Raw genomic sequence first — 26,692 nt, 5'->3', positions numbered from 1 at the left:
GGTTATTCCACCGTTTCCTTTGGCGCGGGGCGGCCGGTGTAGCTCTCTAGCAGCTGGCGCTGCAGCGCAAACATCTCTTCCTTTTCTGCTGGCTCCATGTGGTCGAAACCCATGAGGTGCAGCAGGCCGTGGGTGGTCAGCAACAGGATTTCATCGTGGGTGCTGTGGCCCCCGGCCTTGGCCTGCGCTTCGGCGACGGCAGGGCAGATGACGATGTCGCCAAGGATGCCGCTCTCCCCCGGCGCACCGGCAGTTCCTGGGCGCAGCTCATCCATCGGGAAGCTCATCACATCGGTGGGGCCTTCGAGGTCCATCCACTCGACGTGCAGGGCGCTCATGGCATCCTCGTCGATGAAAACGATCGATACTTCGGTTTCCGGATGCAGGAACATTGCCCGCATCACCGATTCTGCCAAGGCGTTGACATCCTTGAGATCGACGTCGTATTCGGTTTCGTTATTTACTTCAATGCTCATTTGCTGCGGCGTCCCCGGTTGTGGTCTTTGCGTCGGGTGTCATCCCAACGGTCGTAAGCAGTAACGATGTCGGCAATCAGACGGTGGCGAACCACATCCGAAGAGTCGAGTCGGCAGATGCTGATGTCGTCGATGCCGTCAAGGACATCGCTGGCCATGCGCAACCCGGAGGTCGCATTGTTGGGCAGATCCACCTGGGTGACATCCCCCGTCACTACCATCTTGGAACCGAATCCCAGGCGGGTCAGGAACATCTTCATCTGTTCACTGGTGGTGTTCTGCGCTTCATCCAGGATCACGAAGGCGTCATTGAGGGTGCGTCCACGCATATAGGCCAGCGGAGCGACCTCAATGGTTCCGGCTTCGAGCAATTGCGGAATGGTTTCCGGATTGATCATGTCGTGCAAGGCATCGTAGAGCGGGCGCAGGTACGGGTCGATCTTCTCGGTCAACGAGCCCGGCAGGAAGCCCAGCTTCTCCCCTGCCTCAACGGCAGGCCGGGTCAGGATGATGCGGTTGACCTGCTTGTCCTGCAAGGCGGCGACGGCCATGGCCATGGCCAGGAAGGTCTTGCCGGTACCGGCTGGGCCAATGCCGAAAGTAATTGTCGAATCCTCTATGGCGTCGACATAGCTCTTCTGGTTCACGGTCTTGGGGCGGATGGAACGTCCGCGCCCCGAGAGGATCTTCAGGCCCAGGACGTCGGTGGGTGCATCCGGATTGCCGGCGCTGAGCATCTTGATGATCTGCTCGATCGTTTCGGCGCTCATGCGCGAGCCGCGAGTGGCCAGCGAACGGGCTTCTTCGGTGACGCGCTGGGCCTTGCGGACTTGCTGCGGTTCACCTACCAGAGCCAGGGATTGGCCGTTGGGGCGGAAGCTCACCTGCGGGTAGGCGCCGGAGAGAATACGCAAGAGCTCGTCATTGGGACCGAGGGTGGCAATCATGAGCTCAGCTGTATCGAAACTGATGGTGAGCGATGCGGATCCGTTCTCCGCTGTCGCCTTATTCTGTTCAACCTGCATGCAGTGCGCGGCGCCCCTTTGCGAGCTTGGTGGTAATCGTGATTTGTCCTGCTTGCCATTCTATCGAGTCGCAGGCCAATCCGGAGAAAATTCAGGTCTCAGCGTAAGCAGTAGAACCTGAAAGTAGTCTTGAATGATGCTAATCGGGGCAAGTGGCGAACATATAGATTTGGTTACGGATTAGTAAGTTGGGCCATTTTTCTGCAGTTAGCCGCTTCTGATATGGCAAGCTTGAGAGCGGTTCCAATACGGCCAGGAGCCACAACAGCTAAAATCACCACGGATTGGTACGCAGTGCAATCAAGGATCTTGCGGAAGATTCCACGCCGATTCGGCGTTTTGGGAATCACTGCCGCTCTCGTCGTCGCCGCAGGATGCGGTCTGACGAATCGCGAGAGCTCCTATGAGATGCCATCGACCGCCGTGGCTGAATCGCTGAACCTGCCGAACGCCACCGACGCTGGCGAGGATGTCGGCATCGCGGCTAGCCTGCCCATCTACTGGCTGGAAAACACCGATACCGGCGTGTTCCTGTACCGCGAGTACATCGAGGACACCCGCCATCAGGAACCCATCGGCGATGCGATCTGGACGCTGCTCTCAGCCGACCCGATGAAGCCGAAACGCTATACCCATTTGAAGCCCACCGATGAAATCGGGGTTTCAATCAATAATGCGAATGTCATCACCTTGGATCTGCCGGCCAAGGTCTTCAGCGCCAATCTCGACCAGGGCCTGTCGGAGCGCGCCATCCAGCAATTGGTCTTCACCGCTACGGCAGCTGCCGCCAGCGCTGGACTGGTCGTGGGCGAGCTTCCCGCAACGGTCCGCATCCTGGTTGACGGCCAGGCAAATGCCACAGTCTTCGACGGTTTCCGGCTCAAGGATGTCTACGAGCGCGATGCGGCGTTCATTGCACCGATCTGGATCATCGATCCGCAGTTCAACAAGACCTTGGCGGATGGCTCGATCAAGATTAACGGCCGAACCACCCAGTTCGACATCGGCACCTTCTACTCCTTGCAGCGCAAGGACGCCGACGGCAAGCTCACGGTGATGACCGCTCAGAAGCAGGTCAACCCCGGGCAGATCAATGCCGACGGTTCATTCACCCTGACCACCGATCTGCGTGCCGGCTCATACCGCCTGACTTTCTGGGGCGTTGAGACCGAATCGGACCATCTGGTCGGCAAGGTCACCAGCGACTTCCGCGTCGAGTAACGCAGCATCCAGCGCTGCAGCCCCCGCCGGAAGCCCTGGACATGAACCTGGGCGCCCGTTGTCCGGGCCAGCTCCTGAACTGGTGGCGGCTGAGCATTCTTGGCCTGCTGGCAGGATTTCCAGTGCCGTTGCCTTGGACAGCGTCGTGATCCGATCGGCTGCCGGATTCGCGTATCCGGCCCGCAGCGACTTCGCGTTCCCCGTCCCGAGGCCTTTTCTCGGCTCGAACCCGTTGCGCCGGCCGGAGACGAAATTGCTCCGCCGATCCCGGCAGGCACATGCCTGCCGGGATCTGCGGAGCAATTCACCTGCTAACCGGAATTCTGGAACCTAGATTTCGCCGATCAAATGGCGGATCAAGACCAGGGCCGCGGGGCCCGCGGTCGAGGCACGCAGCACATGCTGGCCCAGCAGGGCTGGTTGGGCGCCGGCATCGACGAAGGACTGCAGCTCCGTTTCGGAGATGCCTCCTTCTGGCCCGACGATCATGATGATCTCCTGGCCGGTCCGCGCATCGGCGAGCCACGACTGCACACGCCGGGCCACCGATTCCGCGGCCTGCTCGTGCAGAACCAGAACCAGTGCGCCATTCGCGGTATCGGCCGCGATGGCCTTGGCCAGTTCCTTGGAACCCAGCGGGTCCAGCACCTCCGGCTCATAGGCGCGGCGCGACTGCTTCTGCGCCGAGCGCACCTGGGCGCGCCACTTGGCCATGGCCTTGTCGACCTTGGCCGCGTTCCAGCGCACGATCGAGCGGTCAGCCTGCCAGGGGCGTACCGACAGCACGCCCAGTTCCACGCCGGACTCGACAGCTTGCAGGTCGCGATCCCCCTTGGACAGCGCCTGGACCAGGGTGACCGGGTGATCGCTGACCGCTTCCTCGGCACGGCGCAGGACCTTCACGCTCAGCAGGTCCTTGGCGGTGCCGATGACCTCCACAGTCAGGCGCAGCCCCTTGCCATCCAGCAGGTCCAGGTGCTCGCCCGCGGAGACCCGTTTAACGGTGACCGCGTGGTGCGCTTCGGAGCCATCCAGTTCAAGAATGTCCCCGACCGTTGCGTCCCGGCCCTGCTGGGCGTCGATGACGAAGCTGTGGTTGCTCATGCCTAGCGCTGGTTCAGCTTGTCGCGCAGGCGGGAGAACATGCCGCCGCTGTGCTCCACACGGCCGGCCGAGAGTTCTTCGCCACGCAGCTTGGCCAGTTGCTTGAGCAGATCGCGCTGGGCAGCGTCGAGCTTGGTCGGCGTCTCCACCTGCAGGTGCACGATGATGTCCCCGCGCTTGCCTCCGCGCAGGCGCGGCACACCGAGGCCCGGCAGGGTGACGGTGTCGCCATCCTGGGCGCCTGGCTCCACATTGATGGACTGGCCGCCGTCGAAGGTTTCCAGCTTCAGCTCGCAACCCAGTGCGGCGGCGGTCATTGGCAGGCTCATCTTGGCGTGCAGGTCGGTGCCGGCGCGCTCGAAGACCTTATGGCGGCGCACGTCGATCTCGACGAACAGGTTGCCGTTAGGCCCGCCGCCCGGGCCGGCTTCGCCCTGTCCGCGCAGCTGGATGCGGGTGCCGGAGTCGACACCTGCAGGAACGTTCAGCGACTTGGACACATGCTCGCGCACCCGGCCTTCGCCGTTGCACTCCAGGCAGGGGTCCGGGATGGTGGTGCCGAAACCGCGGCAGGCCGCACAGGTTTCCACGGTCATCATCTGGCCCAGGAATGAACGCACTGGACGCTGCACCTGGCCTGCGCCATGGCAGATGTCGCAGGTGACCGGGCTGGTGCCTTCGCGCGTGCACGAACCGTTGCACGTCTTGCAGCTGACAGCGGTTTCCATCTCCAGCGGGTAGACCGTGCCCTTGACCGCGTCTTCCAGGTCGATGGTGATGGTGATCAGCGCGTCGCGGCCCGGCTGGGTGCGTGATGCCGGGCCCTGGGCCTGGCCGCCACCGAAGAACTGCTCGAAGATGTCGCCGAAGCCGCCAAAGCCCTGGCCGCCACCGCCGAAGCCCGGGTGGCCGTTGCCGTTCTCATCGCCGGTGGCGTCGTAGTTGGAGCGCTTGGTCTGGTCGGAAAGGACTTCGTAGGCTCGGGTGACCAGCTTGAACTGTTCTGCAGCGTCATCGCTAGGGTTTACATCCGGGTGCAGCTTACGCGCCAACTTGCGGTAGGCACTCTTGATTTCCTGCGGGGTCGCGTCCTTGGCGACGCCTAGGGTCTCGTAATGCGAGCTCACGTTATTCGCCGTGTCCTTTCCTGAGAATCTTGAAATTCGGTAGTGCCGGGCGGTGCCCAGCGAGGCTAGTTAGCCAAAATCTTCGACAGGTACCGTGCCACCGCACGAACCGAGGCCATGGAGGTTGGATAGTTCATCCGGGTGGGGCCCAGGACCCCGAGCTTGTTGCGCACATCGGTGCCGTAGGTGGTGGCGACCACGGCGGCTTCCGACAGCTGCCCGTAGTGGTGCTCGGTGCCGATGGCCACGGCCACGCCGCGCGAATCGGCTTCCAGCTCGGAGAAGAGCTTGAGCAGCACTACCTGCTCCTCGAGCGCCTCGAGCACCGGGGTTATGCTCAGCGGGAAGTCCCCTTCCACGCGGGCGAGGTTCGCGGTGCCTGCCATGATGATGCGTTGCGCGTTGGCCGCCTGGGCCATTTCTTCCAGCGCACCGATCACCTGGTCCACCAGGGGGTCGGCCTGCTGCGTCGAACTGCGCTCGATGCGGGTGAGCCGGCCGGCAAGTTCGGCAAGCTTCACTCCCCCGAAATTGTTGAGCAGCCACAGCTTCAAGTCATCCAGCTCATCATCGCTGTAGGAACGCTGGACCGGCATCATGCGCTGATCCACCGTGCCATTGGAAGCGATCATCACCATCAGCACCTGGGCCGAGCCCAGTCCGACCAGATCGAGGTTCTTCAACGAAGCGGTGTCGTAGTGCGGCACCTGGATCATTGCTACCTGGTTGGTCAACCGCGCCAGGAGGCGAACGGTGCTTTTGAGCATCTCGTCCAGGTCCGTGGAGCTGTCCAGGATCTTGTTGATGGCGTCGCGTTCAGCCCGCGACAGCGGCTTGAGCTCGCCGATCTCATCGACGAAGCGGCGGTATCCCTTTTCGGTGGGGATCCGTCCGGAGGAAGTATGCGGAGCGACTATGAGCCCCTCTTCTTCCAGCATAGCCATGTCATTGCGGATCGTCGCGGCGCTGACACCGAGGTTGTGCCGGTCAAGGAGCGCTTTGGAACCCACTGGCTCACGGGATTGGACGTAGTCCTCCACGATGGCACGCAGAACGTCTAGGCGTCGCGGCTCTGTCACAACAGCACCTCCTTGGATTCCCTGTGCCCGGCTTTGGCACTCTAACCTGTCAAGTGCCAAGTCTAATACGTTCAGCAGTTGCTAGCATTGGATTTCGAGCGTATTCGATCACAGCGAAAGGCAGTACGTGACTAATTACTCCTGGGGACCACGGGATCTGAGTGCACCGGCACCGAAAAAACTCCGCCAGGTCCCTGTTGAACGTGGCATGATTCTGGAAGATGCCACCTCAGGATGGGTAGGAGAAGTCATCCGTACCGAGAAATCCGGTGGCATGCGCGTGATCGTGCTCGAGGACCGCCACGGCAAGACCCGCTCCTTCCAGGCGGGCTTCGGGTTCTTCCTCGAAGGCGAAGCGGTGGAGATCATTGATCCCGTTGCCAAGGCCGCACCGCCCCATAAGCTGGTCTCGGCTTCGGGTTCGCGTGCCGTTGCCGGACTGAAGGCCCGGGAGGCCAGGGCAAGCCGCATCTGGGTAGAAGGCCAGCACGACGCTGAGCTGGTTGAAAAAGTTTGGGGCCACGACCTGCGTGTTGAAGGCATCGTCGTTGAACCGCTGCATGGCGTGGACGATCTTGCCGGGGCTATCCGCGACTTCGCCCCCTCCGCGCAGCGCCGCCTGGGAATCCTGGTTGACCACCTGGTTGCCGGAAGCAAGGAATCGCGCATCGTTGCCGAGGCGATGAAGGTCCCCGGTGCAGCGCAAAACGTGCTGATCCTCGGCCACCCGTACGTGGATGTATGGCAGGCGATCAAGCCTGCGACACTGGGCATCAAGGCTTGGCCGGTGATCCCCAAGGGCACCGATTGGAAAACCGGTGTGCTCCGGGCCTTTGGCTGGCCGCACTCCACCGCGGAAGACATCGGCATCGGATGGCAGCGGCTCTTGTCCACGGTGCAGCATTACGGGCAGCTTGAACCGCAGCTCTTGGGCCGGATTGAAGAATTGATCGATTTTCTCACGACCGAAGATTACGGTTTCCTAACGATTGACTAATAGTTGGAGATTAGTCTGCGAATCTCCCCGTGCGCCCAGCCGCGGTCGCTATGATAAGAGGAACCACACTTAGCAAGACAAGGAAAAATAGTGACATCACGCCAGACGAAGCCATCGGAGAATTCCCGCTTCGAAGGTTCCAGGACCTCTGCGCTGCCGCTGACTCCTTCAGAAGATCGCCAGTGGGCAATGATGGCCCACTTCGGTGCCATCTTGGGTTGCGTTCCTTCGGCAATCGTCTTTGCCGTATTCCGGGACCGTGGCCCGTTCACTGCACAGGAATCGAAGGAAGCGTTCAATTTCACGTTCCCGCTGACCATTCTCGCCATCGTATTCAATGTGCTCATGGTCTTGCCGGTGATCGGCTGGCTTTTCGCAGTACTCGCCGTGGCCCTCTGGGTCTTCATGACGGTCTCGGGCGCCCTTGCTGCCATCCAGGCCAACAAGGGACGCCCTTACCGCTACCAATTCAATCTGCGGCTGATGAAGTAGCAGCGGTTTCCCAGTCTTAGAAATCGAGCAGTTCACGCACCACGAGGTCGGCCAGGAGCCGGCCTCGCTGCGTTAACATCAATGTGCCGGCGAACGCGGCCTTGGCATCAATCAGCTCGTCGGCGATCAAGCCGGCGACTTTCTTGCGTCCGGTTTCATCGAGCTCGCTAATCGTCATGCCCGAACCCAGCCGGGTCAACAGCATCGTGCGCTCAAGCTGCACGGCCTCGGCATCCGGGTATTCGCGGCCGTGGCCCGGGGAGATTCCAGCATCGATCCGTTGCTGATACGCGGCTGGATGCTTCACATTCCACCAGCGCAGCCCGCCAACATGGGAATGCGCGCCGGGGCCTGCGCCCCACCAGTCGCCGCCCTGCCAGTAAGCGATGTTGTGCTGGCAGGCATTCGCCGGGGTCTTCGCCCAGTTGCTGACCTCGTACCAGGAGAAACCGGCCGCGGCAAACATGTCGTCGGCCAACTGGTACTTTTCGGCATGGTCGTCATCATCGATGTTCGGTACCTCGCCACGGCGAATCTGGGCCGCCAGCTTGGTGCCTTCCTCGATGATCAGCGCATACGCCGAAATGTGATCAGGTTCGTAGCTCAACGCGGCTTCGATGCTGGTGCGCCAGTCTGCCAGGCTCTCCCCCGGAGTGCCATAAATCAGATCGACACTGACATCCAGGCCGGCCTCGCGCGCCCACGCAACGGCTTGCGGAACGCGCTTCGGATCATGGGTGCGCTCAAGCACCTTGAGCACGTGGGGCACCGCGGACTGCATGCCGAAGGACACGCGGGTGAACCCGCCGTCGGCCAGCTCCTGCAGGCTTTCGCGGGTCACCGAATCCGGGTTGGCCTCCGTGGTGATTTCCGCACCCGGCTTCAGGCCGAAGTCGTCGCGGATCCGGCCGAGCACCGAGACCAGGTCTCCGGCGGGCAGCAGCGTGGGAGTTCCGCCGCCGAAGAAGACAGTTTCAATTTCGCGGTGCGGTTGGCCCGAACGGTCCATCACCTCGCGGGCGAAGCTGATTTCCTTGCTGACGGTGGCAGCGTAGGTTGCTTGGCTGGAACCGGAGCCCAGCTCCGTGGCGGTGTACGTGTTGAAATCGCAGTAGCCGCAACGGACGGTGCAGAACGGAATATGCACATAAAAGGACATGGTCCGCCCCTGTGCCTCATGCGCGCATGAGGCAGGGAGCAGACCATCGGCCGGAGCCGGATCGCCGTCAGGCAGTACTGAAGGCATTTACTTCTTTTTCGGCTCGTCGGTGGACAGTGCGGCAATGAAGGCTTCCTGCGGAACCTCCACGCGGCCGACCATCTTCATGCGCTTCTTGCCTTCCTTCTGCTTTTCCAGCAGCTTGCGCTTGCGGCTGATATCGCCGCCGTAGCACTTGGCAAGAACGTCCTTGCGGATTGCGCGGATGTTCTCGCGGGCAATGATGCGCGAACCGATCGCGGCCTGGATTGGAACTTCGAACTGCTGGCGAGGAATCAGCTCACGCAGCTTCGAGGTCATCATGGTCCCGTAGTTGTAGGCCTTGTCGCGGTGCGTAATGGCGCTGAAGGCATCCACTTGCTCGCCCTGGAGCAGGATGTCGACCTTGACCAGATCTGCAACCTGCTCGCCGTCGGCCTTCCAGTCCAGCGAAGCATAGCCGCGGGTCTTGGACTTGAGGTGGTCGAAGAAGTCGAACACGATCTCAGCCAGCGGAAGGTGGTAGCGCATTTCGACACGGTCCTCGGAGAGGTAGTCCATGCCGCGCATGGTGCCGCGGCGGGTCTGGCACAGTTCCATGACCGAGCCGATGAATTCGCTGGGCGCCAGGATGGTGGCGGCAACCATTGGCTCGTGGACTTCCAGGATCTTGCCATCCGGGAATTCCGAGGGGTTGGTGACCGTAATCATCTGCTTGTCTTCGCCCATGACCTCGTACACCACGTTCGGCGCCGTGGAAATCAGGTCCAGATTGAATTCGGATTCCAGTCGCTGGCGGGTGATTTCCAGGTGCAGCAGGCCCAGGAAGCCCACGCGGAAGCCGAAGCCCAGGGCCACGGAGGTTTCCGGTTCGTAGGTCAGCGCAGCATCGTTGAGCTGCAGCTTATCCAGCGCATCACGCAGTACCGGGTAGTCGGTGCCGTCCATCGGGTACAGGCCGGAGAAGACCATTGGCTTGGCCTCTTCGTACCCGCCCAGGGACTCGGTGGCCGGCTTGTGGAAGTTGGTGACGGTATCGCCGACCTTGGACTGGCGCACGTCCTTGACACCGGTGATCAGGTAGCCCACTTCGCCAACGCCCAGGCCCTTGGTGGGCTCGGGGTTCGGCGAGGATACGCCGATTTCCAGCAGTTCGTGGGTGGTGCCGGTGGACATCATCTGGATCTTCTCGCGAGGAGACAGATTGCCATCGACAACTCGAACGTAGGTCACCACGCCACGGTAGGTGTCGTATACGGAGTCGAAGATCATTGCGCGAGCCGGAGCCTTGGCATCGCCGACAGGCGGCGGGAGCTGCTTGATGACCTCATCGAGCAGTGCTTCAACACCTTCACCGGTCTTGCCCGAAACCTTCAGCACGTCTTCTGGCTCGCAACCGATCAGGTTGGCCAGCTCGGCAGCGTACTTTTCCGGCTGCGCGTTGGGCAGGTCGATCTTATTGAGCACAGGGATGATCGTCAGATCGCCCTCGATAGCCAAATAGAGGTTGGCCAGGGTCTGCGCCTCGATGCCCTGGGCGGCGTCAACTAGCAGGATCGCGCCTTCGCAGGCGGCCAGCGAACGCGAGACTTCGTAGGTGAAGTCGACGTGCCCGGGGGTATCGATCATGTTCAGTGCATAGGGGGTGCCATCTTCGGCTCCCCACGGCATGCGCACAGCCTGGGACTTGATGGTGATGCCGCGTTCGCGCTCGATGTCCATGCGGTCGAGGTACTGTGCCTTCATGTCGCGGGCAGCGACAACGCCGGTCAGTTGCAACATCCGGTCGGCCAGGGTCGACTTACCGTGGTCGATATGGGCAATGATGCAGAAGTTACGGATGAGCGACGGATCGGTCGCGGCAGGCACCGGAGCGGTGCGGGCCAATGGAGACACCTAAACAGACCTCACTAGCTGACTAAAAGACATAGTTGGATTAGCTTCCATTCTGTCATGATTTCCGCGTCTTCTCATATTTCGACAGCCTGAAACTGATAGTTTGTCGTCCATGGCACTGAATCCAGAGAAGATATTTAGCATCGTCATGCGCGCGCTGAAGGAAATCAGCAAGGTCCGCGCAAATTCGGCAAGCAAGCGCCCGGCCAGCAACCGCGGGGCCAGCGGGTCCCCGAGCACTGCCGGAAGCCGCTCTCGTGCCAACTCCATGCAGGATTCTCCAGCGGGTGCTGGCTACCCGGGTGATTACCGTGGCAAGATTCACTACGAGTACAACCCGGCGAAGGACGGCAACGCCGATCCGGGAGAAATTGTCTGGACTTGGGTTCCCTATGAAGAGGATTATTCGCAGGGCAAGGATCGCCCGGTGCTGATCGTCGGCCGTGATAGTGGCTGGCTGCTGGGGTTGATGCTCACCAGCAAGGACAAGAACAACTCGGATCACCGCGACCGCAACTACATGGACATCGGTACCGGGGACTGGGACCGCGAGCGGCGTCCGAGCGAGGTCAAGCTCGATCGCATTATCCGAGTCGGCGAGCAAGCCGTCCGCCGCGAAGGCGCCATCCTGGATCGCGAACGCTTCTCAAATGTGGTGAACGCCCTAAACGAACGCGCATAAGCACTCGTTGTCAGGCTCCCTATCTGATAAAGTTAATCTTTGTGTGTTGCGCAGGTTGGGCAACACGCCCCCTTCGGGTCGCCATAGGTGCCCCACACCGCTCAGTCGATGGCCTGAAGGATGAACCCTCTACCGACCGTATAAAACGATAAACGAGAGAGTTTATTAAAGTGGCTAACATCAAGTCCCAGAAGAAGCGTATCCTGACCAACGAGAAGGCACGTCTGCGTAACGTAGCTGTCCGTTCCGAGGTCAAGACCGTGATCCGTAACGTCAACGAGGCAGTAGTCTCCGGTGACAAGGAAAAGGCAACCGAGGCACTGCGCCTGGCTGGCAAGAAGATCGACAAGGCTGTAAGCAAGGGTGTTCTGCACAAGAACAACGCTGCTAACCGCAAGTCGGCTATCGCCAAGAAGGTTAACGCCCTCTAAGCCGAGCTTAGACTTCATCAACTCCCCCGCACTCATCGAGTGCGGGGGTTTTGTTTTGCCCGGAACTGCTCATCGAAGCTTCCAGGCAGGCACGCGCTGATGGCTAGCCTTCATTAAAGAGCAGTGGGAGCGCGCAGGAGTGCATCGTGCCCGCCCCACCTGGAACCTCAGCGGCTAGCGTCCCGGAGCCTTGCCTGCAATGAACATGATGGCGTGTTCCAGCGCGTAGCCCGGTGAACGGCTGCCGCCCTTGACCATGCGGTCGGTATTCGCTATTTCTTCGACGCACAGGGCAAGATCGCTGCGTTTCCAGCCGCGAGCCTGCTGCTGCGCCTGCTGAACTTGCCACGGCGCCATCCCCAACTCGGATGCCAATGAAGCTGCGGGTTCATTCACGCCGGCGACCTTGGCGATCTGGCGGACCTTCATCGCCAAGGTGGCCACAATGGGAATCGGGTCGGTTCCAGTACCCAGCGCATGGCGCAAAGTGCGAAGCGCCATCTGGGCGTTGCCGGAAATTGCGGCATCGGCCACCTTGAACGCAGTTGCTTCAACCCGGCCGCCGTAGTACCTGTCGACCGTATCCTGGTCAATGGTTCCCGTGGTGTCGGCAATCAGCTGGGAGCAGCTCGATCCAAGCTCTGCCAGCGAGTTGCCTACCGCCGCTACGAGGGCTTTGACCGCGTCATTGGTAATCCGGCGCTTGGCGGCCTTGAATTCGGACTGGACGAAGTCGATCTTCTCGGAGTCCTTTTTCACCGGTTGGCAATTGACGATCAGGGCACCGGCAGCTTTGATTGCGTCAATCAGCTTCTTGCCGCGCGTACCACCCGAGTAATGCATGATGAGCACATTCTCGGGAGCCTGGTCTTTCAGGTAGGCCAGGGCGTCCTTGAGGAAGTACTCGTTCATGTGGGCCAGTTCGTGGACCTCGACCAGATTGGCGCTGGAAAACAGCGAAGAGCTGGTGGCCATGAGCAGCTCTCCAGGCTCGTACTTTGCCGCGTCAAGACGCGTGTGCTGGATATCGTCCCGCTGGGATGCCTGGGAACGCAGCAATTCGAAGGCGCGCGAAGCGAGGTAATCCTCTGAACCGGTCAACAGGATCAGTGGTTGCGGGCGCAGTTCCCGCCATGAGATACCCGGATTTGCTTGGGCGCGTGCCATCGAACTCCTTAGTGCATCGGTCGATATAACGATCCTACCGAACTGGCGTACCCAGGGCGGTACCCAGAACGCCCTGGCTGGTAAATGTGAGCAGTACGGTACCCGATTGGTCGGTGCGAATCACCGTCGCGCCGACCTGCTGCGCCATCTCCAGGGTTTCGGGGTGCGGATGGCCATAGGAATTATCCTTCCCCGCGGAGACCAGCAGGATCTGCGGAAGGATCTGCTCGATGATTTCGGTACCGCCGTTGCGTGCCCCATGGTGCGAGGCTTTCAGGATCGCTGCATGCCCTTGCGGATGCAGGCGCAGCAGGCGATCCATGGCTTCGGTTTCCATGTCCCCGGCTGTGAAGAGATCGATGGTTCCGGACCCGGTGGAAAAGCTGAACCGGATGACCAGCGATGTATCGTTGGGTTCGGCGTATTTCGCGAAGCGCGCCTCGGGGCCCACGACTTCGAAGCCCACCTCCCCTGCAGCCTGCCGCGTACCGGGCTCCAAGGCGCGTGCACCGGGCCATAGTTCAAGGTCGAACCCAGTCGAGACCAGGCGTTCACCAATCTTTACGTGCGAATTCTCCAGCTCGCCCACGGCCCCGAAATGGTCGCTGTGGGTATGCGTGATGAAGACCTTGCTCAAGGTGCTGATGCCCAGCCGCTCCAGGCACAGCAGCAACCCGCTCTCCGGTGGTCCGGTATCGATCAGCCAGCCCTCTGAATCCCCCAGATTGATGACGAAGGCGTCGCCCTGGCCCACATCGCACATGGCAATGCTCCAATGCGGCGCGATATCTTCCCGGTAGAACAGCGTCGCAGGCAGAACGAGCGCTACGGCGAATACCAGGATCGCTCCCAGCACGCTTAGGGACACCTGCCTGACCCGGAGCCTCTCGGTTTCCCGGCCCAGCACCAGCAGGGTGCAAAGCACCAGGGAGAGCATCACTGCCAAGACGATTCCGGGTAGGCCTTCGGGCCACGGCCGGGCGGCACCGGGGAGCCCGGAAACGAAATGGGCCACCTGGCCAATGGCTTCTGCCGGCAGCCCCGGAACCCAGATCAGCACCGATTCCAGCGCTGGCCACGGCGTGCACAGCAGCAGGCAGGCCATGCCGAGCGCAGTAATCAAGGGCAGCAACGGCGCGACCACGAGGTTCGCGGGCAGCGAGTACAGGCTGAAATCCGAATTCAACGCGATGACCACCGGCAGGCAGGTGAACTGTGCCGCGCAGCAAATGGCCGTCAGCTGCGCGAACCAGGCCGGGAATATGCGGAGAAGAATTTCGGTCAGGGCCGGGGCGAGCATGATGATTCCCAGGGTCGCCAGCATCGACAGGGCGAAGGCCGGTTCGGCACCCAGCGAGCGATCGATAGCCAGCAAGGCGGTTCCGCTCAGGCACAGTATTCCCAGAGAGCCTTGGCCACGACCCAGCAGCACCGAGATGACCGCAATGCTGCCCATCAGGCTGGCGCGCAGGACACTGGGATCCGGCCCGGCAAACCAGGCGAAGAGCCCGACCACGCCAATCATCAAGATCGCGCTGGGTGCCCGTGGCACCGAAAACAGCCGGAGCAGCACCAGCACAATGGCCCCGATCAGGGCAATGTTCGATCCGCTCACCGCGGTCAGGTGGCTCAACCCGCTGGATCTCATCGCCTCGCTCAACGCTTCGTCCTGTCCGGAACGATCGCCATAGAGCATGCCAGGCAGCAGCGCCTGGGCATTGTCCGGCAGGCCGCGCAGGCCCTGGGTGAACCGTTCCTTGAGGTAATCCGCGGCGGTAGGCTCAACCCAGGAGCTCACCTGCGGTTCACTGGCGGCATGCGCCCACCAATCGAAGGCGCCGGCAGCTGCTGCTTCCAAGTCGAGGATGGTCTCGAACTCGCCCGCATTGGCCGGCACCCCGAAATCAATGGTGAGGAAGACCGGCACCCGGCATGGCACCCATTGGCCGTTGGCCCAGTACCGCTGGATTTCCGCCCGGCCGGCGGCAGCCCCCTGGCCCTGCGCGGTAGCCGGGTCCTCGAAGCGGGCCACGGCACGGCGCTGTTGCTCGCCGGCGCCCGGCAGCTGGCACTGGGGGTCGGTGAAGGCCAGGCTGCTGACGGCCACCACCCCCAGGAGCAGGATAATGGGACCGGTAAACCATGGCGCCGCGTAGGCGCGGTCGTGCCGGGGCCGCAATAGCAGGAACAACAGGATAGCCATCAGCGCGGAAAGTGCCCAGAGCAACCAGACCGGGAGGGTGAAGTAGGCGGCGGTCCACGCGCCGCCCAGCAGCCACAGGCCGCGGAAATCGGTGTTCACGGGATCACCAGTTCGCTCAGCTGGCCCAGCAGCGCCGGACCGATGCCCGGTACCGCATCCAGCTCTTCCACGGAGCTGAACGGACCGTTCTCGGTGCGGAAGTCGATGATCCGGGCTGCCAATGCCGGCCCGATCCCCGGAAGCTCCTGCAGGGTCTGGGAATCGGCACTGTTGAGCGAAATCTTCCCGCCCGCCGTCGCGCTCGGTGCCGCGGCTAGTTCCGTGGCCGTATCGGCGCCCGGAAGGACCACCTGCTGGCCGTCGACCAGTTTGGCCGCCAGGTTCACCATCTGCGCACGTGCGCCTTTGGCCAGCCCGCCGGCGGCGTCCACCGCGTCGGCAATCCGCGAATCCACGGGCAGCTGGTAGACGCCGGGCTTCTTCACCGCGCCGACCACGTGGACCGTGACCTCGGGTGCGGCCGGGCTCGGGGACTGGTGGTCCGCCGGCGCCGAAGCGGACGGGTCGGATACCAGCGGAACTGTTTCAAGCTCCTGGGCGACCGGCGGTGGCGCGAGCAGGATGGAGATCGCAATCCAGGCGAGCACCACGATGACCAGCACCAGCACGGCCACGCGCGAGATCGCGAATCTCAGGCGACCGGGACGTGGCGCGTACTTGCTGAAGAAGTCGTGGCGGCCCATGGGCCACAGTCTGGGCTATGGTGCCGGCGGCCGATCCAGGATGGACGCCGACTGTGGATAGCTGGGGGCGACGCACACGGCGATCACGCCCAGGCCGGTATGCGCGGCCAGCACCGCCGGAAGGGACTCGACCACGACCGGCATGGCGCTGAACGGCGCCAGTTCGGTGGCGATTTCCTCGGCCAGTTCCTCGGCGCCGAAATGCATCACCCCCAGCCGCACCTCGCCACTGGCGTCGCGGCCGTCGCGCAGGGCCAGGGCGACCAGCCGTGCGGTGGCGCGCGCGAAGGAGCGGGGCTTTTCCAGGGCGACGATCGAGCCCTCGGCAATCCCGAGGATCGGCTTGAAATTCAGCAAGCTGCCGACCACGGAGGACAGCGCGCTGATCCGGCCGCCGCGGCGCAGCTGCTCAAGGCTTGGCACCGCGAAGTACACGGTGTTGGCGGTGGCCGTGCCGGCGATCTGCTCGAGCATCTCCAGCGGGGCGCCGGCGGCGCGGGCAGCCAGCACATCGGCCACGGCAAATCCCTGGGGCAGGCACACGGTGCGCGAATCGACCACGGTGATTGGTGCGTCAAAGCTGCGGGCCGCCAAGCGGGCCGCCTCCACGGTGCCCGACAGCGCCCCGGACATGTGGATCGAGATGATCGACTCGCAGCCGGCGTCGAGCAGCTGCCGGTAGGCGCGTTCGAACTCGCCTGGCGCCGGGCGCGAGGTTTTCACCGCCTTGCCCATGGCCAGGCCCATCATCAGCGCCTGCAGGTCTTCGCCGTGCACATGGTTGTCCACGATGATCGGGATCGGCACTTCGATGAAGTCCGGATGCGGCCCGAAATGCCCGGGCAGGCAGGACGCCGAATCGGAGACGACCCCGATGCGGGTACGCGAAAGCCCGCGCGGGGCCAGCCACTTGGGCAGCCAGCCCGCGCGCGAGCTTTTCTGGCGTTCAGTCATGAGCCGAGCTTACGGGGCGGGAACCACGTTCACGAGCTTCGGCGCACGCACGATGACCTTCAGCGGCTCCTTGCCATCGAGCATGCGGATCACCGACTCGTGGGCCAGGGCCTGGGCGCGCAGCTGCTCCTCGGTGATGTCCACCGGAACCTCCAGGCGGGCACGGACCTTGCCCTTGATCTGCACGACCGCGGTGATGGTGTCATCGACCAGCAGCGACTCGTCCACTTCAGGCCAGGCGCTGGTGACCACGGAGGGCGCATAGCCCAGCGCTTCCCACATGTCCTCTGCGGTGTACGGGGCGAACATGCTCAGCAGCTGGGCGGTCACCGTGGCGGCCTCGCGCACTGCCGGGTCCGCTGCCCCGGCACCGGAGTCGATGGTCTTGCGGGTCGCGTTGACCAGCTCCATGGTCTTGGCGATGACCACGTTGAACTTGCCCGAATCCAGCAGTGCGGCGGATTCATGCACGGTGCGGTGGGTGACCTGGCGCAGCGCCTTGTCCCCTGCCGCGTAGTCCACGCCGGCCTCGCTGGTGGTGTCCTGGGCGATGCGCCAGGCGCGGGCCAGGAACTTCTGCGAGCCCGATGGGGAGACATCGGCCCAGTCCACGTCGTCCTCCGGCGGGGAGGCGAAGACCATGGTCAGGCGTACCGCGTCGACGCCGAACTTGTCCAGCTGCTCGCCCAAATCCACGCCGTTGCCCAGCGACTTGCTCATCGCCTTGCCGCCGTTCAGGACCTGGCCCTGGTTCAGCAGCGCGGAGAACGGCTCGGTCGCGTCGATCAGGCCCAGGTCGTGGATGACCTTGGTGAAGAAGCGCGAGTACAGCAGGTGCAGGATCGCGTGCTCGACCCCGCCGACGTACTGGCCTACCGGCATCCAGTCGCGCACGGCCTTCGGGTCGAAAGGGCCCTGCGTGTACTGCGGGGAGACGAAGCGCAGGAAGTACCAGGAGGAATCCACGAAGGTGTCCATGGTGTCGGTGTCGCGCTTGGCGGCGCCGCCGCACTGCGGGCAGGCCACGTTGACCCATTCCTCGGCGGCGGCCAGCGGGGAGGTGCCCTTCGGGGCCAGTTGCTCGCCGCGCAGGTTATCGGGCAGGCGCACCGGCAGCTGGTCGTCGGGAACCGGGACCTCGCCGCAATCGGCGCAGTGGATGATCGGGATCGGGGTGCCCCAGAAGCGCTGGCGGGACAGCAGCCAGTCGCGCAGGCGGAAGTTGATGGTGTGCTTGCCGGTGCCGGCAGCTTCCACGATCTCAATGGCCTTGGCGATCGCCTCGGTCTTCTCCAAACCGGACAGCTGCCCCGAATTGACCAGCTGGCCTTCGCCCGCGGTGGCGGTGCCGGTTTCGTTCGGGTCTTCCAGACCGGTTTCGACGACCACGCGTACTGGCAGGTCAAAGGCCTTGGCGAAGTCCAGGTCGCGCTGGTCGTGCGCAGGCACGGCCATGATGGCTCCGGTGCCGTAGTCGGCCAGCACGTAGTCCGCCGCCCAGACCGGCAGCTTCTCCCCGGAGAGCGGGTTGATCGCGTAGCGGCCGGTGAATACGCCGGTCTTCTCGCGTTCGCTGGACTGGCGCTCGATCTCGGACAGGGCCTTGACCTGCTCCTGGTATTCCTCCAAGGCGGCGCGGTGCTCATCGGTGACCAGTTCGCCAGCCAGCTGCGCGTCGGCGGCGACCACCATGAAGGTAGCACCGTACAGGGTGTCCGGGCGGGTGGTGAAGACCGGGATCTGCAGCGCAGGCTTGTCCTCGTGCGCTTCGATCCCGAAGGTGACCTCGGCGCCTTCGGAACGGCCGATCCAGTTCTTCTGCATCAGCAGCACGCGCTCAGGCCAATGGCCCTTGAGCTGCTCCATGTCCTCAAGCAGGCGGTCAGCGTATTCGGTGATCTTGAAGTACCACTGGTTCAGCGACTTCTTGGTCACCGCAGTGCCGCAACGCTCGCAAGCGCCATTGACGACCTGCTCGTTGGCCAGCACGGTCTGGTCCTTCGGGCACCAGTTCACCGGGTGGTCCTTGCGGTAGGCCAGGCCCTTCTCGTAGAACTTGTTGAACAGCCACTGGGTCCAGCGGTAGTACTCCGGATCCGAGGTGTGCAAGCGGCGATCCCAATCGGCGGAGATCGCGTAGCGCTTGAAGCTGGCGGCCTGGGTATCGATGTTCTTGTAGGTCCACTCGGCAGGGTGGGCATTGCGCTTGATCGCGGCATTCTCTGCGGGCAGGCCGAAGGAGTCCCAGCCGATCGGGTGCATCACGTCATAGCCGCGCAAGCGCCAGTAGCGCGCGACCACATCGCCCATGGCGAAGGCCTCGGCGTGGCCCATGTGCAGATCGCCCGATGGGTAGGGGAACATGTCCAGCACATAGCGGCGTTCGCGGCTGCCATCATCGGCGGGCTTGAACACCTGTAGTTCGTCCCACACCGGAAGCCACTTGGACTCGATGTCCTTGAAGTCGTAGGTCCTGGATTCGTTCGTCGATGATGTCACGCTGCTCTTCTCACACGCTTTGCGGAAAATTTCCGATAGGAAAAACTTGTTCTTGGTTCCAGACACAACAAAAGCCCCCAAATTTCCACTCGGGGGTACGGCCAACGGGCCGTGCTCAGGCTAGGTTGCGCTTCGGATTCATATCGCGATTCTATCGCATATCCCCTGCCCACGCGCGCATCGATGAAGCGCAAGATTGCACACAGCGGCAAACGCGGCGCCACCGCAGTTATCCACATCCCGCAGCTGCCCGCAGGGGCAGGAGCTTCCAGCGCCCGATCATGGAGCCATGAACGCGCCAGCCCTGATCGCCGCATTGCGCACCGCATGCCAGGCCCCGATGCACCTCGGACCGGCCTTGTCCGGTGCCATGGTGCTGCGCCTTGGCTACCTGTGCCTGGCCCTGTATGCCGCGCTGGGCAAGCTGGTGCGCGATGCGGGCGACCCGCGCCTGGTCCTGGCGCATCTGCAGCTCACCGAAAGGTTTGCCCAGCAAGTCCATTGCGAGCAACACGCCGGCGCACTGCATGCCGAGGCCACCGGCGCCCGGGCGCTGGCACTGGACAGCTACGCGGCCCTGCGTTTGCCTGCGGATGACCCCGACGCCATCAGCGACGGGCTCTTTGCCGGGGAACCGGACCTTGCCCCGGGGCGCTGCTGCTACAAGGACACCGCCCAGCTGCTGGCCGCATGGCTGGGCATCAGCTACTTCGAAGCCCAACGGCGCATTGCCGACGCGCACCTGCTCATTGGCCGGCGCACCCCCGATGGCGGCATCTGCGCGCCGCGTTTCAAGCATCTGGCCGAACTCTACGGGCAGGGCGCTGCCAACCGCCGGGCCATCGCTTCCGCCGCGCGGCGCCTTGAACGGCTCGAACCGCAGGACACCATCTTTGACGGCGTGCCCGTGCCGCTGCTGGCGCATGGCACCGATGGCCGCAGCCTGGACCAAGCCGCGGCCCACTCCCTGCGGGAGCTGGGCCCCGCCGCCGCGCAGAAGCAGATCAGCACCTCAATCAGGACCTACAAAGAACTGCACGGCAAGCAGCTGCCTCCCAAGCTCGGCATGTTCATCGGCCCGGTGAAAAACGGCGTGCATTTCTTCTCGCTGCGCACCAATGCCACCGATGCGCAGCTGGTTCATTCGGTGCTCACGCAGGCCGGCAACCCACGAACCAAGGCCGGCCGGGCCGATCGCGATCCCCAGCAGCAGCGCCCGGCGGGTTCGGGATCCAGCGCCAGCGGCGGCCCGCGAGAGGGCCAGGACTCCCAAGCGGACCAGGAGTCCACGGCAGGCCAGAACGCTGGCAACGGAAGTGGAGCCGCACCCGAGCCGCCGTCGTGGCTGCGCAGCGATCAGCCCATGCCGCCGTGGGCCGAAGAGGAACCAGAAGCTCACGATGGCCAGAATCCCGATGGCGGACGCACCGCAAAGCAGGCAGAGGCCCCAGACGAGGCTCAAGACGAGGCGCAAGACGAGCCGCACCAGCAGGACTCCCCCGCCGGGCAGCCCGATCTGCATCGTCGCCGGCTCAACGCGTTCATGGCGCTGTTGCGCGCACCATTTGCTGGCGGCGAGCGAAAAGTCGTCATCCCGAAGTTCGTGGTCTACCTGTGGCTCGCGGATCTGCAGAACCTGGCGGACGCGCACGGCATGACCGCAAATGGCATCGACATCCCGCCCGGAGAACTCCGGCAGCTGCTCGCCAGGGCGAACATCATCCCGATGGTCCTCGGCGGCAACAGCCAAGTGCTGGATATGGGGCGCAAGATGCGCTACCACAAAGGCCGGATCCGCGAAGCGATCATGGCCCGGGATCGCGGCTGCATCGTGCCCGACTGCACCGCGCCGCCGGATCATGTCGAAACCGACCACTACCAGAAGCCCTGGTCCGAAGGCGGCGAAACCAGTGTCTGGTCCGGGGCGGGAATGTGCACGTCCGATCACCACAAGCGCCATGCCGGACAGCTCGAGGTCGTCGATGTCGATGGGCTGCCGCACGTGGTCATGCCTGCACATGTCGATCCGGAGCAAAAGCCCCGCCGCAATACCTATTGGGACGCCCGGCAAGCCGGCGAGTCCCCCGCGCGCCGCAGACCCGCCGCGCAGGAAACCGCGCGTCCAGGCCAGGAAGACACCCCTGAGGCCGCATCGGGCGATTGAGGCGATTGAGCTGCCCCGCGGGTTAAACCGGCAACGCCCGAACCACCCATCCGGGTGATTCGGGCGTTGCCGGTTGCGGCCGGCTCGGAACCGGCCAAGCCACGGTTGCGCTTAGGCCTTGGTATCTTCGTCGACCCAGTCGAAGGTGCGGGTGACAGCCTTTTTCCACAGGCGCAAGCTGCGCTCACGCGTAGCCTCATCCATGGTTGGCTCCCAGCGCTTGTCCTCGGCCCAATTGTCTTCCAGTTCGCCCAGGTCCTTCCAGAAGCCAACGGCCAGGCCAGCAGCGTAGGCTGCACCCAGTGCGGTGGTCTCGGTGACCTTCGGGCGAACCACTGGCACGCCGAGGATGTCAGCCTGGAACTGCATCAGGGCTTCGTTGGCCACCATGCCGCCGTCGACCTTCAGTTCGGTGAGCGGAACCTCTGCGTCGGCGTTGACCGCATCCAGGACTTCGCGAGTCTGGAATGCGGTGGACTCCAGGGCCGCACGGGCGATGTGGTTCTTGTTCGCATAGCGGGTCAAGCCCACGATCGCGCCACGGGCATCCGAGCGCCAATATGGTGCGAACAACCCGGAGAAGGCCGGAACGATGTACACGCCGCCGTTGTCCTCCACCTTTGCTGCCAGTTCCTCGATCTCCGGAGCGGTAGCGATCATGCCGATATTGTCGCGCAGCCACTGGATCAGCGACCCGGCCACGGCAATGGAACCTTCCAAGGCGTACACCGGTGCGTTTTCGCCCAGCTTGTAGGCCATGGTGGTCAGCAGGCCGTTGGTCGAATTCACGATCTCTGTGCCGGTGTTGAAGATCAGGAAGCAACCGGTACCGTAGGTGTTCTTCGCGGTACCTGCGGTGAAGGCCGCCTGGCCGAAGGTCGCCGCCTGCTGGTCGCCCAGGATGCCTGCAACGGGCACCTCGCGCAGCAGCTGGTTGGTGTGCACGGAGCCGTAGACCTCCGAAGAAGAGCGGATCTGCGGCATCATCGAGCGCGGCACGCCGAAGTCAGCCAGGATCTTCTCGTCCCAGTCCAGGGTCTTGAGGTCCATGAACAGGGTACGTGATGCGTTGGTCACGTCGGTGACGTGCACGCCGCCGTCCACGCCGCCGGTCAGGTTCCACAGCACCCAGCTGTCGGTGGTGCCGAAGAGCAGGTCGCCTGCTTCGGCACGCTCCCGGGCACCTTCGACATTGTCCAGGATCCACTTGATCTTGGTGCCGGAGAAGTAGGTCGCCAGGGGCAGGCCAACGGTCTGCTTGTAGCGTTCCAGGCCGCCATCGGCTGCCAGTTCGTCGACGATGTCCTGGGTACGGGTGTCCTGCCAGACGATCGCGTTGTAGACGGCTTCGCCGGTGTTCTTATCCCACACCACCGCGGTTTCACGCTGGTTGGTGATGCCGACGACCTCGATGTCGTGGCGGGTCAGGTTGGCCTTGGACAGGGCCTGGCCAATCACTTCGCGCACGTTGCTCCAGATTTCGGCTGGATCGTGCTCGACCCATCCGGCAGCCGGGAAGATCTGCTCGTGTTCCTTCTGGCCTACCGAATGCACCTCACCGGCGTGCGTGAAGACAATTGCGCGGGAGCTGGTCGTGCCTTGGTCAATGGCGATGACGAATTTTTCACTCATGATTCACTGCTCTCTTTCTAGAACATTGGCGCGGCGGCAAGTCCGCCAAGGATACCGCCGATGGCTGGACCAGCCAACGGAACCCACGAGTAGGACCAGTCGGAGGAGCCCTTGCCCTTGATCGGCAGGATGGCGTGGGCAATTCGTGGACCGAGGTCGCGGAACGGGTTGATGGCGTAGCCGGTGGCTCCACCCAGGGACAGGCCGATGGCAACAACCAGCAGGCCGACAGCCAGCGGGCCAAGCTCGTGAGGAGTGTGCCCCAGTCCGGCGATCACGAACACCAGGACGAAGGTGCCGAAGATTTCCGAGACCAGGTTCCAGCCGTAGGAGCGGATGGCCGGTCCGGTGGCGAAGACGCCCAGCTGCGTGCCCGCGTTCTGCGGATCATCCAGGTGCTTCTTGTAGGACAGCCAGGTGCCCACGGCACCCAGGAAGGCGCCAATGAACTGCGCCGCGAAGTAGAGCAGCGTATTGGCCATGGTCTTGGCGACGCCGGGGGCGTACTCGGCAACGTCCGGGTTGACCAGCAGGCCCAGGGTGACTGCCGGGTTCAGGTGGGCTCCGGAGATCCCAGCTATCCAGACGCCGCAATAGACGCCCAGGCCCCAGCCGAAGCTGATGGCTACCCAGCCCGCGGCGCTGCCGAGAGTGCCTTTCAGGGCGACGTTCGCGCAGACGCCGCCGCCCATCAGCAGGAGAATGAAAGTGCCGGCTAATTCGGCGAGAAACACGTGAGTGGACAACGTTGACCTCTTAGTGGTTTCGAGTGCCAGCGGCGCCTTGCCGCCGGCCTGGATGCAGGTTAGACCAGGGTGACTCCGTGGGCTTCTGCGAGTACTGAGAGCGAATGGTCGATCTCGGCTTGGGTCTGGGACTGGTCCCAACCCATCGGCTCTGCAAGGCAATTAGCTGCCTCGATTACCAAATCCTTCGTGACCAGGCCGCGGAAGGCCAGGTTGGTGCGGCGGATGAAGACATCGATCAACCGGCCCACCTGCTCTTGGTTCGCCATGTAGGCCAACTCCTGGCAGGACAGCTCGTTGGTGTGCTCTAGCATGGTTTCGTTGCCGCCGATGATTTCCAGCAGGGCATCGGCTCCGGTGCCATAGCGTTCGAGCAGCACGCGCAAGCGTTCGCGGCCGGCCTTGGACTCGCGCGCGGCATACCAAGCGGCGAGTTCGCCCTCGTTGGCCGGGAAGTTCTTTCCGCCACCGATGGCTACGCCGGCGGTGGACTTCACTTCACGGGCGCCGAGGAATTCCAGGGCCTTTCCGCCGAGGTTCTCGCTCAGTGCGCGGAAGGTGGTCCACTTGCCGCCGATCAGCGAGAGCATGGTGGTCGCGTCGGTCAGGCGGGTTTCCTTGATCTGGTAATCGCGGGATACGAAGCCTGGCGCGGTGTCGTCATGGCTGGGCAGGGGGCGCACGCCGGAGAACTTGTAGACGATCTGTTCCCTGGTGGCCTTGATGCCCGGGAAAACATGGTGGACCAGCTCGAAGAAGTAGTCGACTTCCTCGTCGGTGCATACCGCTGGCTCGTTCATGTCGTGCTCGAGGTCGGTGGTGCCGACCAGCACGCGGCCGAGCATCGGGTAGATGAGCACGATTCGGCCGTCTTCATGCTCGAAGAAGATTTCGCGGCCTCCGGTAGCGGCGAGCAGTTCCGGGTGATCCAGCACGATGTGCGAACCCTTGGTGCCGCCGGTCCACTTGGTATCGCGGCCCAGGTCCTTGTTGGTCAGATCCACCCACGCGCCGGTGGCGTTGATGATGACATCGGCGTCGAAGTCGAATTCTTCGCCGGAGAGCATATCGCGCAGCTTCGCGGTGCCGCCGTCGACGCCGGCCAGCTCAACGTAGTTGCTGGCGCGGGCCTCGTCGTTGGCGTTCAGGCCTTCACGCAGCACATCCAGGGTCAGCCGCTCGGGGTTGTGCACCGAGGCGTCGAAATAGGTGGCGGTGTACTTGACGTCTTCGCGCAGTGCTGGAAGATCCTGGCGGGCAGCCTTGCCGGCCTTGAAGTTATGCCAAGGGGTGTTGCGTCCGCCGATCCCTGCGAACACGTCGTACATGATCAGCCCGGCCTTGATCAACGCCGCCCCGCGTTCGGTTGGCTTGCCCGACTTGTGGGACAGGAAGCGCATCGGTGCGCTGAGGATGCCGGAGAAGGTGGAGAAGATGGGAATGGTGGTCTGCAGCGGCTTCACGTAGTGCGGAGCGATCTCCAGCAGCGAGTTGCGCTCCTGCACCGACTCGTGAACCAGGCGGAACTCGCCGTTCTCCAGATAGCGGATTCCGCCATGGATCATGTGCGAGCTGGCACCCGAAGCGCCCTGGCAGTAATCGCCGCGCTCGATCAGGGCTACATCAATCCCCTGCATGGCCAGGTAGCGGAAGGTCGCTACGCCGTTGATGCCACCGCCAACAACCAGAACCTGCGCCTGCGGACGTTCGCGCAGTTTGGCTAGCTGTTCCCGAATCACGATTTGTGCCCCTTATGTAAATATTGAATGAGTCTGAAGCTAGTCTTGTTACTGAACGGCAAAGCGGTCAAACAAAATGCACAAACGTGCAGAAGTGGTCTGAATCATGATGAAATCCTCGTCCGGGGGCACCTACAAGCGGGCAACGACTGGCACATCTGTGCACAGCACCCCCAAGGCGAAGGATGCGCTGCGCGCCGCCCAGCTGTATTACCTTCAGGATATGAAGATGGAAGTGATCGCCAAGGAGCTGGGCACCTCGCGGTCCACGGTCTCCCGGTTGCTCACCCACGCCAAGCGCACCGGCATGGTTTCGATCAGCATCTCCCCCAGCGCCAACATGTCGGCGCTGCTGGGAAACCAGCTCTCCGAGCACTACGGGATCAGCTTCAACGTCGTACCCACCGACGGCAACATGGATGACTCCGAGCTGCTGGCCCGGGTCTCTGCGCACGCGGCCTACCTGCTCGGCGGCATGGTTTCCTCCTCGATGACGGTGGGTGTTGCCTGGGGATCGACCATGCAGTCGGTGTCCACGGCGCTGGGCTCCCACCCGACCCATGACACGAAGATCGTGCAGCTCAATGGAGCAGCTAATCCGGTGACCAGCGGCGTGCGCTATGCCAGCGACATCCTCACGCGTTTCGGCCAAGCCTTCACCGCCCGCACCGAGCAGTTCCCGGTCCCGGCCTTCTTCGACCGGGCCTCCACCCGCGACGCAATGTGGGAGGAAACATCGGTCCGCCGGGTACTGCAGGTGCAGAAGGAGATGAGTCTCGCGGTATTCTCCCTGGGCTCGGCCGGCTCCGCCGTGGCTTCGCAGGTCTACCGCGGCGGCTACCTGACCAAGGCGGAAACCCAAGAGCTCAACGAGATCGGCGTGGTCGGCGACGTGGCCACGGTGTTCTTCGACAAGGACGGGAACAGCTCGAACATTTCGCTTAATGCCCGCTCCACCGGCCCGAACCTCGATGCCCTTCGCAAGGTGCCGACCCGTTTCTGCGTGGTCGCCGGCCGCGGCAAGCTCCAGGCCGTGCGCGGTGCGCTCAAAGGCGGGCTGATCACCGATCTGGTGATCGACGAAGGCACCGCCCTGGCGCTGCTGGACGGGTAGGGT

The 26,692-nt window shown here is 63.2% G+C and carries 22 protein-coding genes; 7 read left to right on the top strand and 15 right to left on the bottom strand.

Translation table 11 applies throughout. The features are described from left to right. Positions 1-2: 2 nt before the first annotated feature. Entirely contained in the window at positions 3-476 is a 474-nt protein-coding gene (ybeY, locus tag M2368_RS04020) for an rRNA maturation RNase YbeY (RefSeq protein ID WP_105658335.1), read from the bottom strand. Next, positions 473-1,501, bottom strand: a complete 1,029-nt coding sequence (locus tag M2368_RS04015; RefSeq protein WP_332486201.1) for a PhoH family protein — start codon at positions 1,499-1,501, stop codon at positions 473-475. Before M2368_RS04015 ends, ybeY begins: the two co-directional genes overlap by 4 nt. 309 nt (positions 1,502-1,810) lie before the next feature. On the opposite strand from M2368_RS04015, the gene M2368_RS04010 reads away from it, so the two are divergent. Further along, positions 1,811-2,722 carry a GerMN domain-containing protein gene (locus tag M2368_RS04010; RefSeq protein WP_332728102.1) on the top strand — a complete coding sequence of 304 codons (912 nt, stop codon included), beginning with the start codon at positions 1,811-1,813 and terminating at the stop codon, positions 2,720-2,722. Positions 2,723-3,052: 330 nt separating this feature from the next. Here M2368_RS04010 and M2368_RS04005 read toward each other — a convergent pair whose 3' ends face one another. The 3 genes from M2368_RS04005 to hrcA all read right to left on the bottom strand — a co-directional run bounded on the left by M2368_RS04005 (position 3,053) and on the right by hrcA (position 6,032). Beyond that, positions 3,053-3,826, bottom strand: coding sequence for a 16S rRNA (uracil(1498)-N(3))-methyltransferase (locus M2368_RS04005; protein WP_332731228.1), 774 nt, complete (start codon positions 3,824-3,826; stop codon positions 3,053-3,055). A 2-nt stretch (positions 3,827-3,828) separates the two neighbouring features. Further along, positions 3,829-4,953 carry a molecular chaperone DnaJ gene (gene dnaJ, locus M2368_RS04000; RefSeq protein ID WP_498724033.1) on the bottom strand — a complete coding sequence of 375 codons (1,125 nt, stop codon included), beginning with the start codon at positions 4,951-4,953 and terminating at the stop codon, positions 3,829-3,831. Between the two features lie 65 nt (positions 4,954-5,018). Then, positions 5,019-6,032, bottom strand: a complete 1,014-nt coding sequence (gene hrcA / locus M2368_RS03995) for a heat-inducible transcriptional repressor HrcA (protein WP_105658330.1) — start codon at positions 6,030-6,032, stop codon at positions 5,019-5,021. Between the two features lie 127 nt (positions 6,033-6,159). Between hrcA and M2368_RS03990 the strand changes: the two genes are divergently transcribed. Beyond that, positions 6,160-7,029: a DUF3097 domain-containing protein gene (locus M2368_RS03990; protein ID WP_498724032.1), complete on the top strand. Its 870-nt coding sequence runs from the start codon at positions 6,160-6,162 to the stop codon at positions 7,027-7,029. Between the two features lie 90 nt (positions 7,030-7,119). Then, positions 7,120-7,521: a DUF4870 domain-containing protein gene (locus M2368_RS03985; RefSeq protein ID WP_105658328.1), complete on the top strand. Its 402-nt coding sequence runs from the start codon at positions 7,120-7,122 to the stop codon at positions 7,519-7,521. 16 nt (positions 7,522-7,537) lie between these two features. Here M2368_RS03985 and hemW read toward each other — a convergent pair whose 3' ends face one another. Both hemW and lepA read right to left on the bottom strand, forming a co-directional pair. Continuing rightward, the gene (gene hemW / locus M2368_RS03980; protein ID WP_498724031.1) at positions 7,538-8,767 is read right to left on the bottom strand and encodes a radical SAM family heme chaperone HemW; all 1,230 of its coding nucleotides are present in this window, start codon (positions 8,765-8,767) and stop codon (positions 7,538-7,540) included. Beyond that, the gene (lepA, locus tag M2368_RS03975) at positions 8,768-10,615 is read right to left on the bottom strand and encodes a translation elongation factor 4 (protein WP_105658326.1); all 1,848 of its coding nucleotides are present in this window, start codon (positions 10,613-10,615) and stop codon (positions 8,768-8,770) included. Positions 10,616-10,727: 112 nt separating this feature from the next. Here lepA and M2368_RS03970 point away from each other — a divergent pair, with 112 nt between their 5' ends. Then, complete coding sequence (locus tag M2368_RS03970; RefSeq protein WP_105658325.1) at positions 10,728-11,297, top strand: type II toxin-antitoxin system PemK/MazF family toxin; 570 nt, start codon at positions 10,728-10,730, stop codon at positions 11,295-11,297. A 170-nt stretch (positions 11,298-11,467) separates the two neighbouring features. After that, positions 11,468-11,728, top strand: a complete 261-nt coding sequence (rpsT, locus tag M2368_RS03965; RefSeq protein WP_105658324.1) for a 30S ribosomal protein S20 — start codon at positions 11,468-11,470, stop codon at positions 11,726-11,728. 174 nt (positions 11,729-11,902) lie between these two features. On the opposite strand, the gene holA is transcribed toward rpsT, so the two are convergent. From holA to leuS, 5 genes are read right to left on the bottom strand one after another with little or no spacing between them, the layout of a single operon-like run. Then, positions 11,903-12,895 carry a DNA polymerase III subunit delta gene (gene holA, locus M2368_RS03960; protein ID WP_105658323.1) on the bottom strand — a complete coding sequence of 331 codons (993 nt, stop codon included), beginning with the start codon at positions 12,893-12,895 and terminating at the stop codon, positions 11,903-11,905. A gap of 34 nt (positions 12,896-12,929) precedes the next feature. Then, positions 12,930-15,197 (bottom strand): ComEC/Rec2 family competence protein, encoded by a 2,268-nt coding sequence (locus M2368_RS03955; protein WP_498724030.1) that lies wholly within the window; start codon positions 15,195-15,197, stop codon positions 12,930-12,932. Next, positions 15,194-15,841: a ComEA family DNA-binding protein gene (locus tag M2368_RS03950; RefSeq protein WP_498724029.1), complete on the bottom strand. Its 648-nt coding sequence runs from the start codon at positions 15,839-15,841 to the stop codon at positions 15,194-15,196. Before M2368_RS03950 ends, M2368_RS03955 begins: the two co-directional genes overlap by 4 nt. 15 nt (positions 15,842-15,856) lie before the next feature. Then, the gene (locus M2368_RS03945) at positions 15,857-16,795 is read right to left on the bottom strand and encodes a DegV family protein (protein ID WP_498724028.1); all 939 of its coding nucleotides are present in this window, start codon (positions 16,793-16,795) and stop codon (positions 15,857-15,859) included. Positions 16,796-16,804: 9 nt separating this feature from the next. After that, complete coding sequence (gene leuS, locus M2368_RS03940; protein ID WP_402696160.1) at positions 16,805-19,294, bottom strand: leucine--tRNA ligase; 2,490 nt, start codon at positions 19,292-19,294, stop codon at positions 16,805-16,807. Between the two features lie 289 nt (positions 19,295-19,583). Between leuS and M2368_RS03935 the strand changes: the two genes are divergently transcribed. Continuing rightward, entirely contained in the window at positions 19,584-21,458 is a 1,875-nt protein-coding gene (locus M2368_RS03935) for a hypothetical protein (RefSeq protein ID WP_498724027.1), read from the top strand. Positions 21,459-21,569: 111 nt separating this feature from the next. Here M2368_RS03935 and glpK read toward each other — a convergent pair whose 3' ends face one another. The 3 genes from glpK to M2368_RS03920 are packed head-to-tail and all read right to left on the bottom strand — an operon-like array spanning position 21,570 to position 25,575. Then, positions 21,570-23,090 carry a glycerol kinase GlpK gene (gene glpK / locus M2368_RS03930; RefSeq protein WP_105658318.1) on the bottom strand — a complete coding sequence of 507 codons (1,521 nt, stop codon included), beginning with the start codon at positions 23,088-23,090 and terminating at the stop codon, positions 21,570-21,572. Positions 23,091-23,107: 17 nt separating this feature from the next. Beyond that, positions 23,108-23,836, bottom strand: a complete 729-nt coding sequence (locus M2368_RS03925; RefSeq protein WP_105658317.1) for an MIP/aquaporin family protein — start codon at positions 23,834-23,836, stop codon at positions 23,108-23,110. A 59-nt stretch (positions 23,837-23,895) separates the two neighbouring features. Further along, positions 23,896-25,575 (bottom strand): glycerol-3-phosphate dehydrogenase/oxidase, encoded by a 1,680-nt coding sequence (locus tag M2368_RS03920; RefSeq protein WP_498724026.1) that lies wholly within the window; start codon positions 25,573-25,575, stop codon positions 23,896-23,898. Positions 25,576-25,681: 106 nt separating this feature from the next. Between M2368_RS03920 and M2368_RS03915 the strand changes: the two genes are divergently transcribed. Next, positions 25,682-26,689, top strand: a complete 1,008-nt coding sequence (locus tag M2368_RS03915) for a sugar-binding transcriptional regulator (RefSeq protein WP_498724025.1) — start codon at positions 25,682-25,684, stop codon at positions 26,687-26,689. Positions 26,690-26,692 lie beyond the last annotated feature (3 nt).

Origin of the sequence: Arthrobacter sp. JUb119, assembly GCF_024807995.1 — a bacterium.
Classification (GTDB): domain Bacteria; phylum Actinomycetota; class Actinomycetes; order Actinomycetales; family Micrococcaceae; genus Glutamicibacter.
Note: the sequence above shows the minus strand (reverse complement) of the source record. Positions and strands in the feature narration are given on the sequence as shown.

Bases quoted from the DNA above. Each gene is read 5' to 3' on its own strand.
- M2368_RS04005 (WP_332731228.1), bottom strand. From the start codon at position 3,826: ATGAGCAACCACAGCTTCGTCATCGACGCCCAGCAGGGCCGGGACGCA.
- M2368_RS04015 (WP_332486201.1), bottom strand. From the start codon at position 1,501: ATGCAGGTTGAACAGAATAAGGCGACAGCGGAGAACGGATCCGCATCG.
- M2368_RS03950 (WP_498724029.1), bottom strand. From the start codon at position 15,841: ATGGGCCGCCACGACTTCTTCAGCAAGTACGCGCCACGTCCCGGTCGC.
- holA (WP_105658323.1), bottom strand. From the start codon at position 12,895: ATGGCACGCGCCCAAGCAAATCCGGGTATCTCATGGCGGGAACTGCGC.
- M2368_RS03935 (WP_498724027.1), top strand. From the start codon at position 19,584: ATGAACGCGCCAGCCCTGATCGCCGCATTGCGCACCGCATGCCAGGCC.
- hemW (WP_498724031.1), bottom strand. From the start codon at position 8,767: ATGCCTTCAGTACTGCCTGACGGCGATCCGGCTCCGGCCGATGGTCTG.
- M2368_RS03915 (WP_498724025.1), top strand. From the start codon at position 25,682: ATGATGAAATCCTCGTCCGGGGGCACCTACAAGCGGGCAACGACTGGC.
- M2368_RS03970 (WP_105658325.1), top strand. From the start codon at position 10,728: ATGGCACTGAATCCAGAGAAGATATTTAGCATCGTCATGCGCGCGCTG.
- M2368_RS03945 (WP_498724028.1), bottom strand. From the start codon at position 16,795: ATGACTGAACGCCAGAAAAGCTCGCGCGCGGGCTGGCTGCCCAAGTGG.
- glpK (WP_105658318.1), bottom strand. From the start codon at position 23,090: ATGAGTGAAAAATTCGTCATCGCCATTGACCAAGGCACGACCAGCTCC.
- ybeY (WP_105658335.1), bottom strand. From the start codon at position 476: ATGAGCATTGAAGTAAATAACGAAACCGAATACGACGTCGATCTCAAG.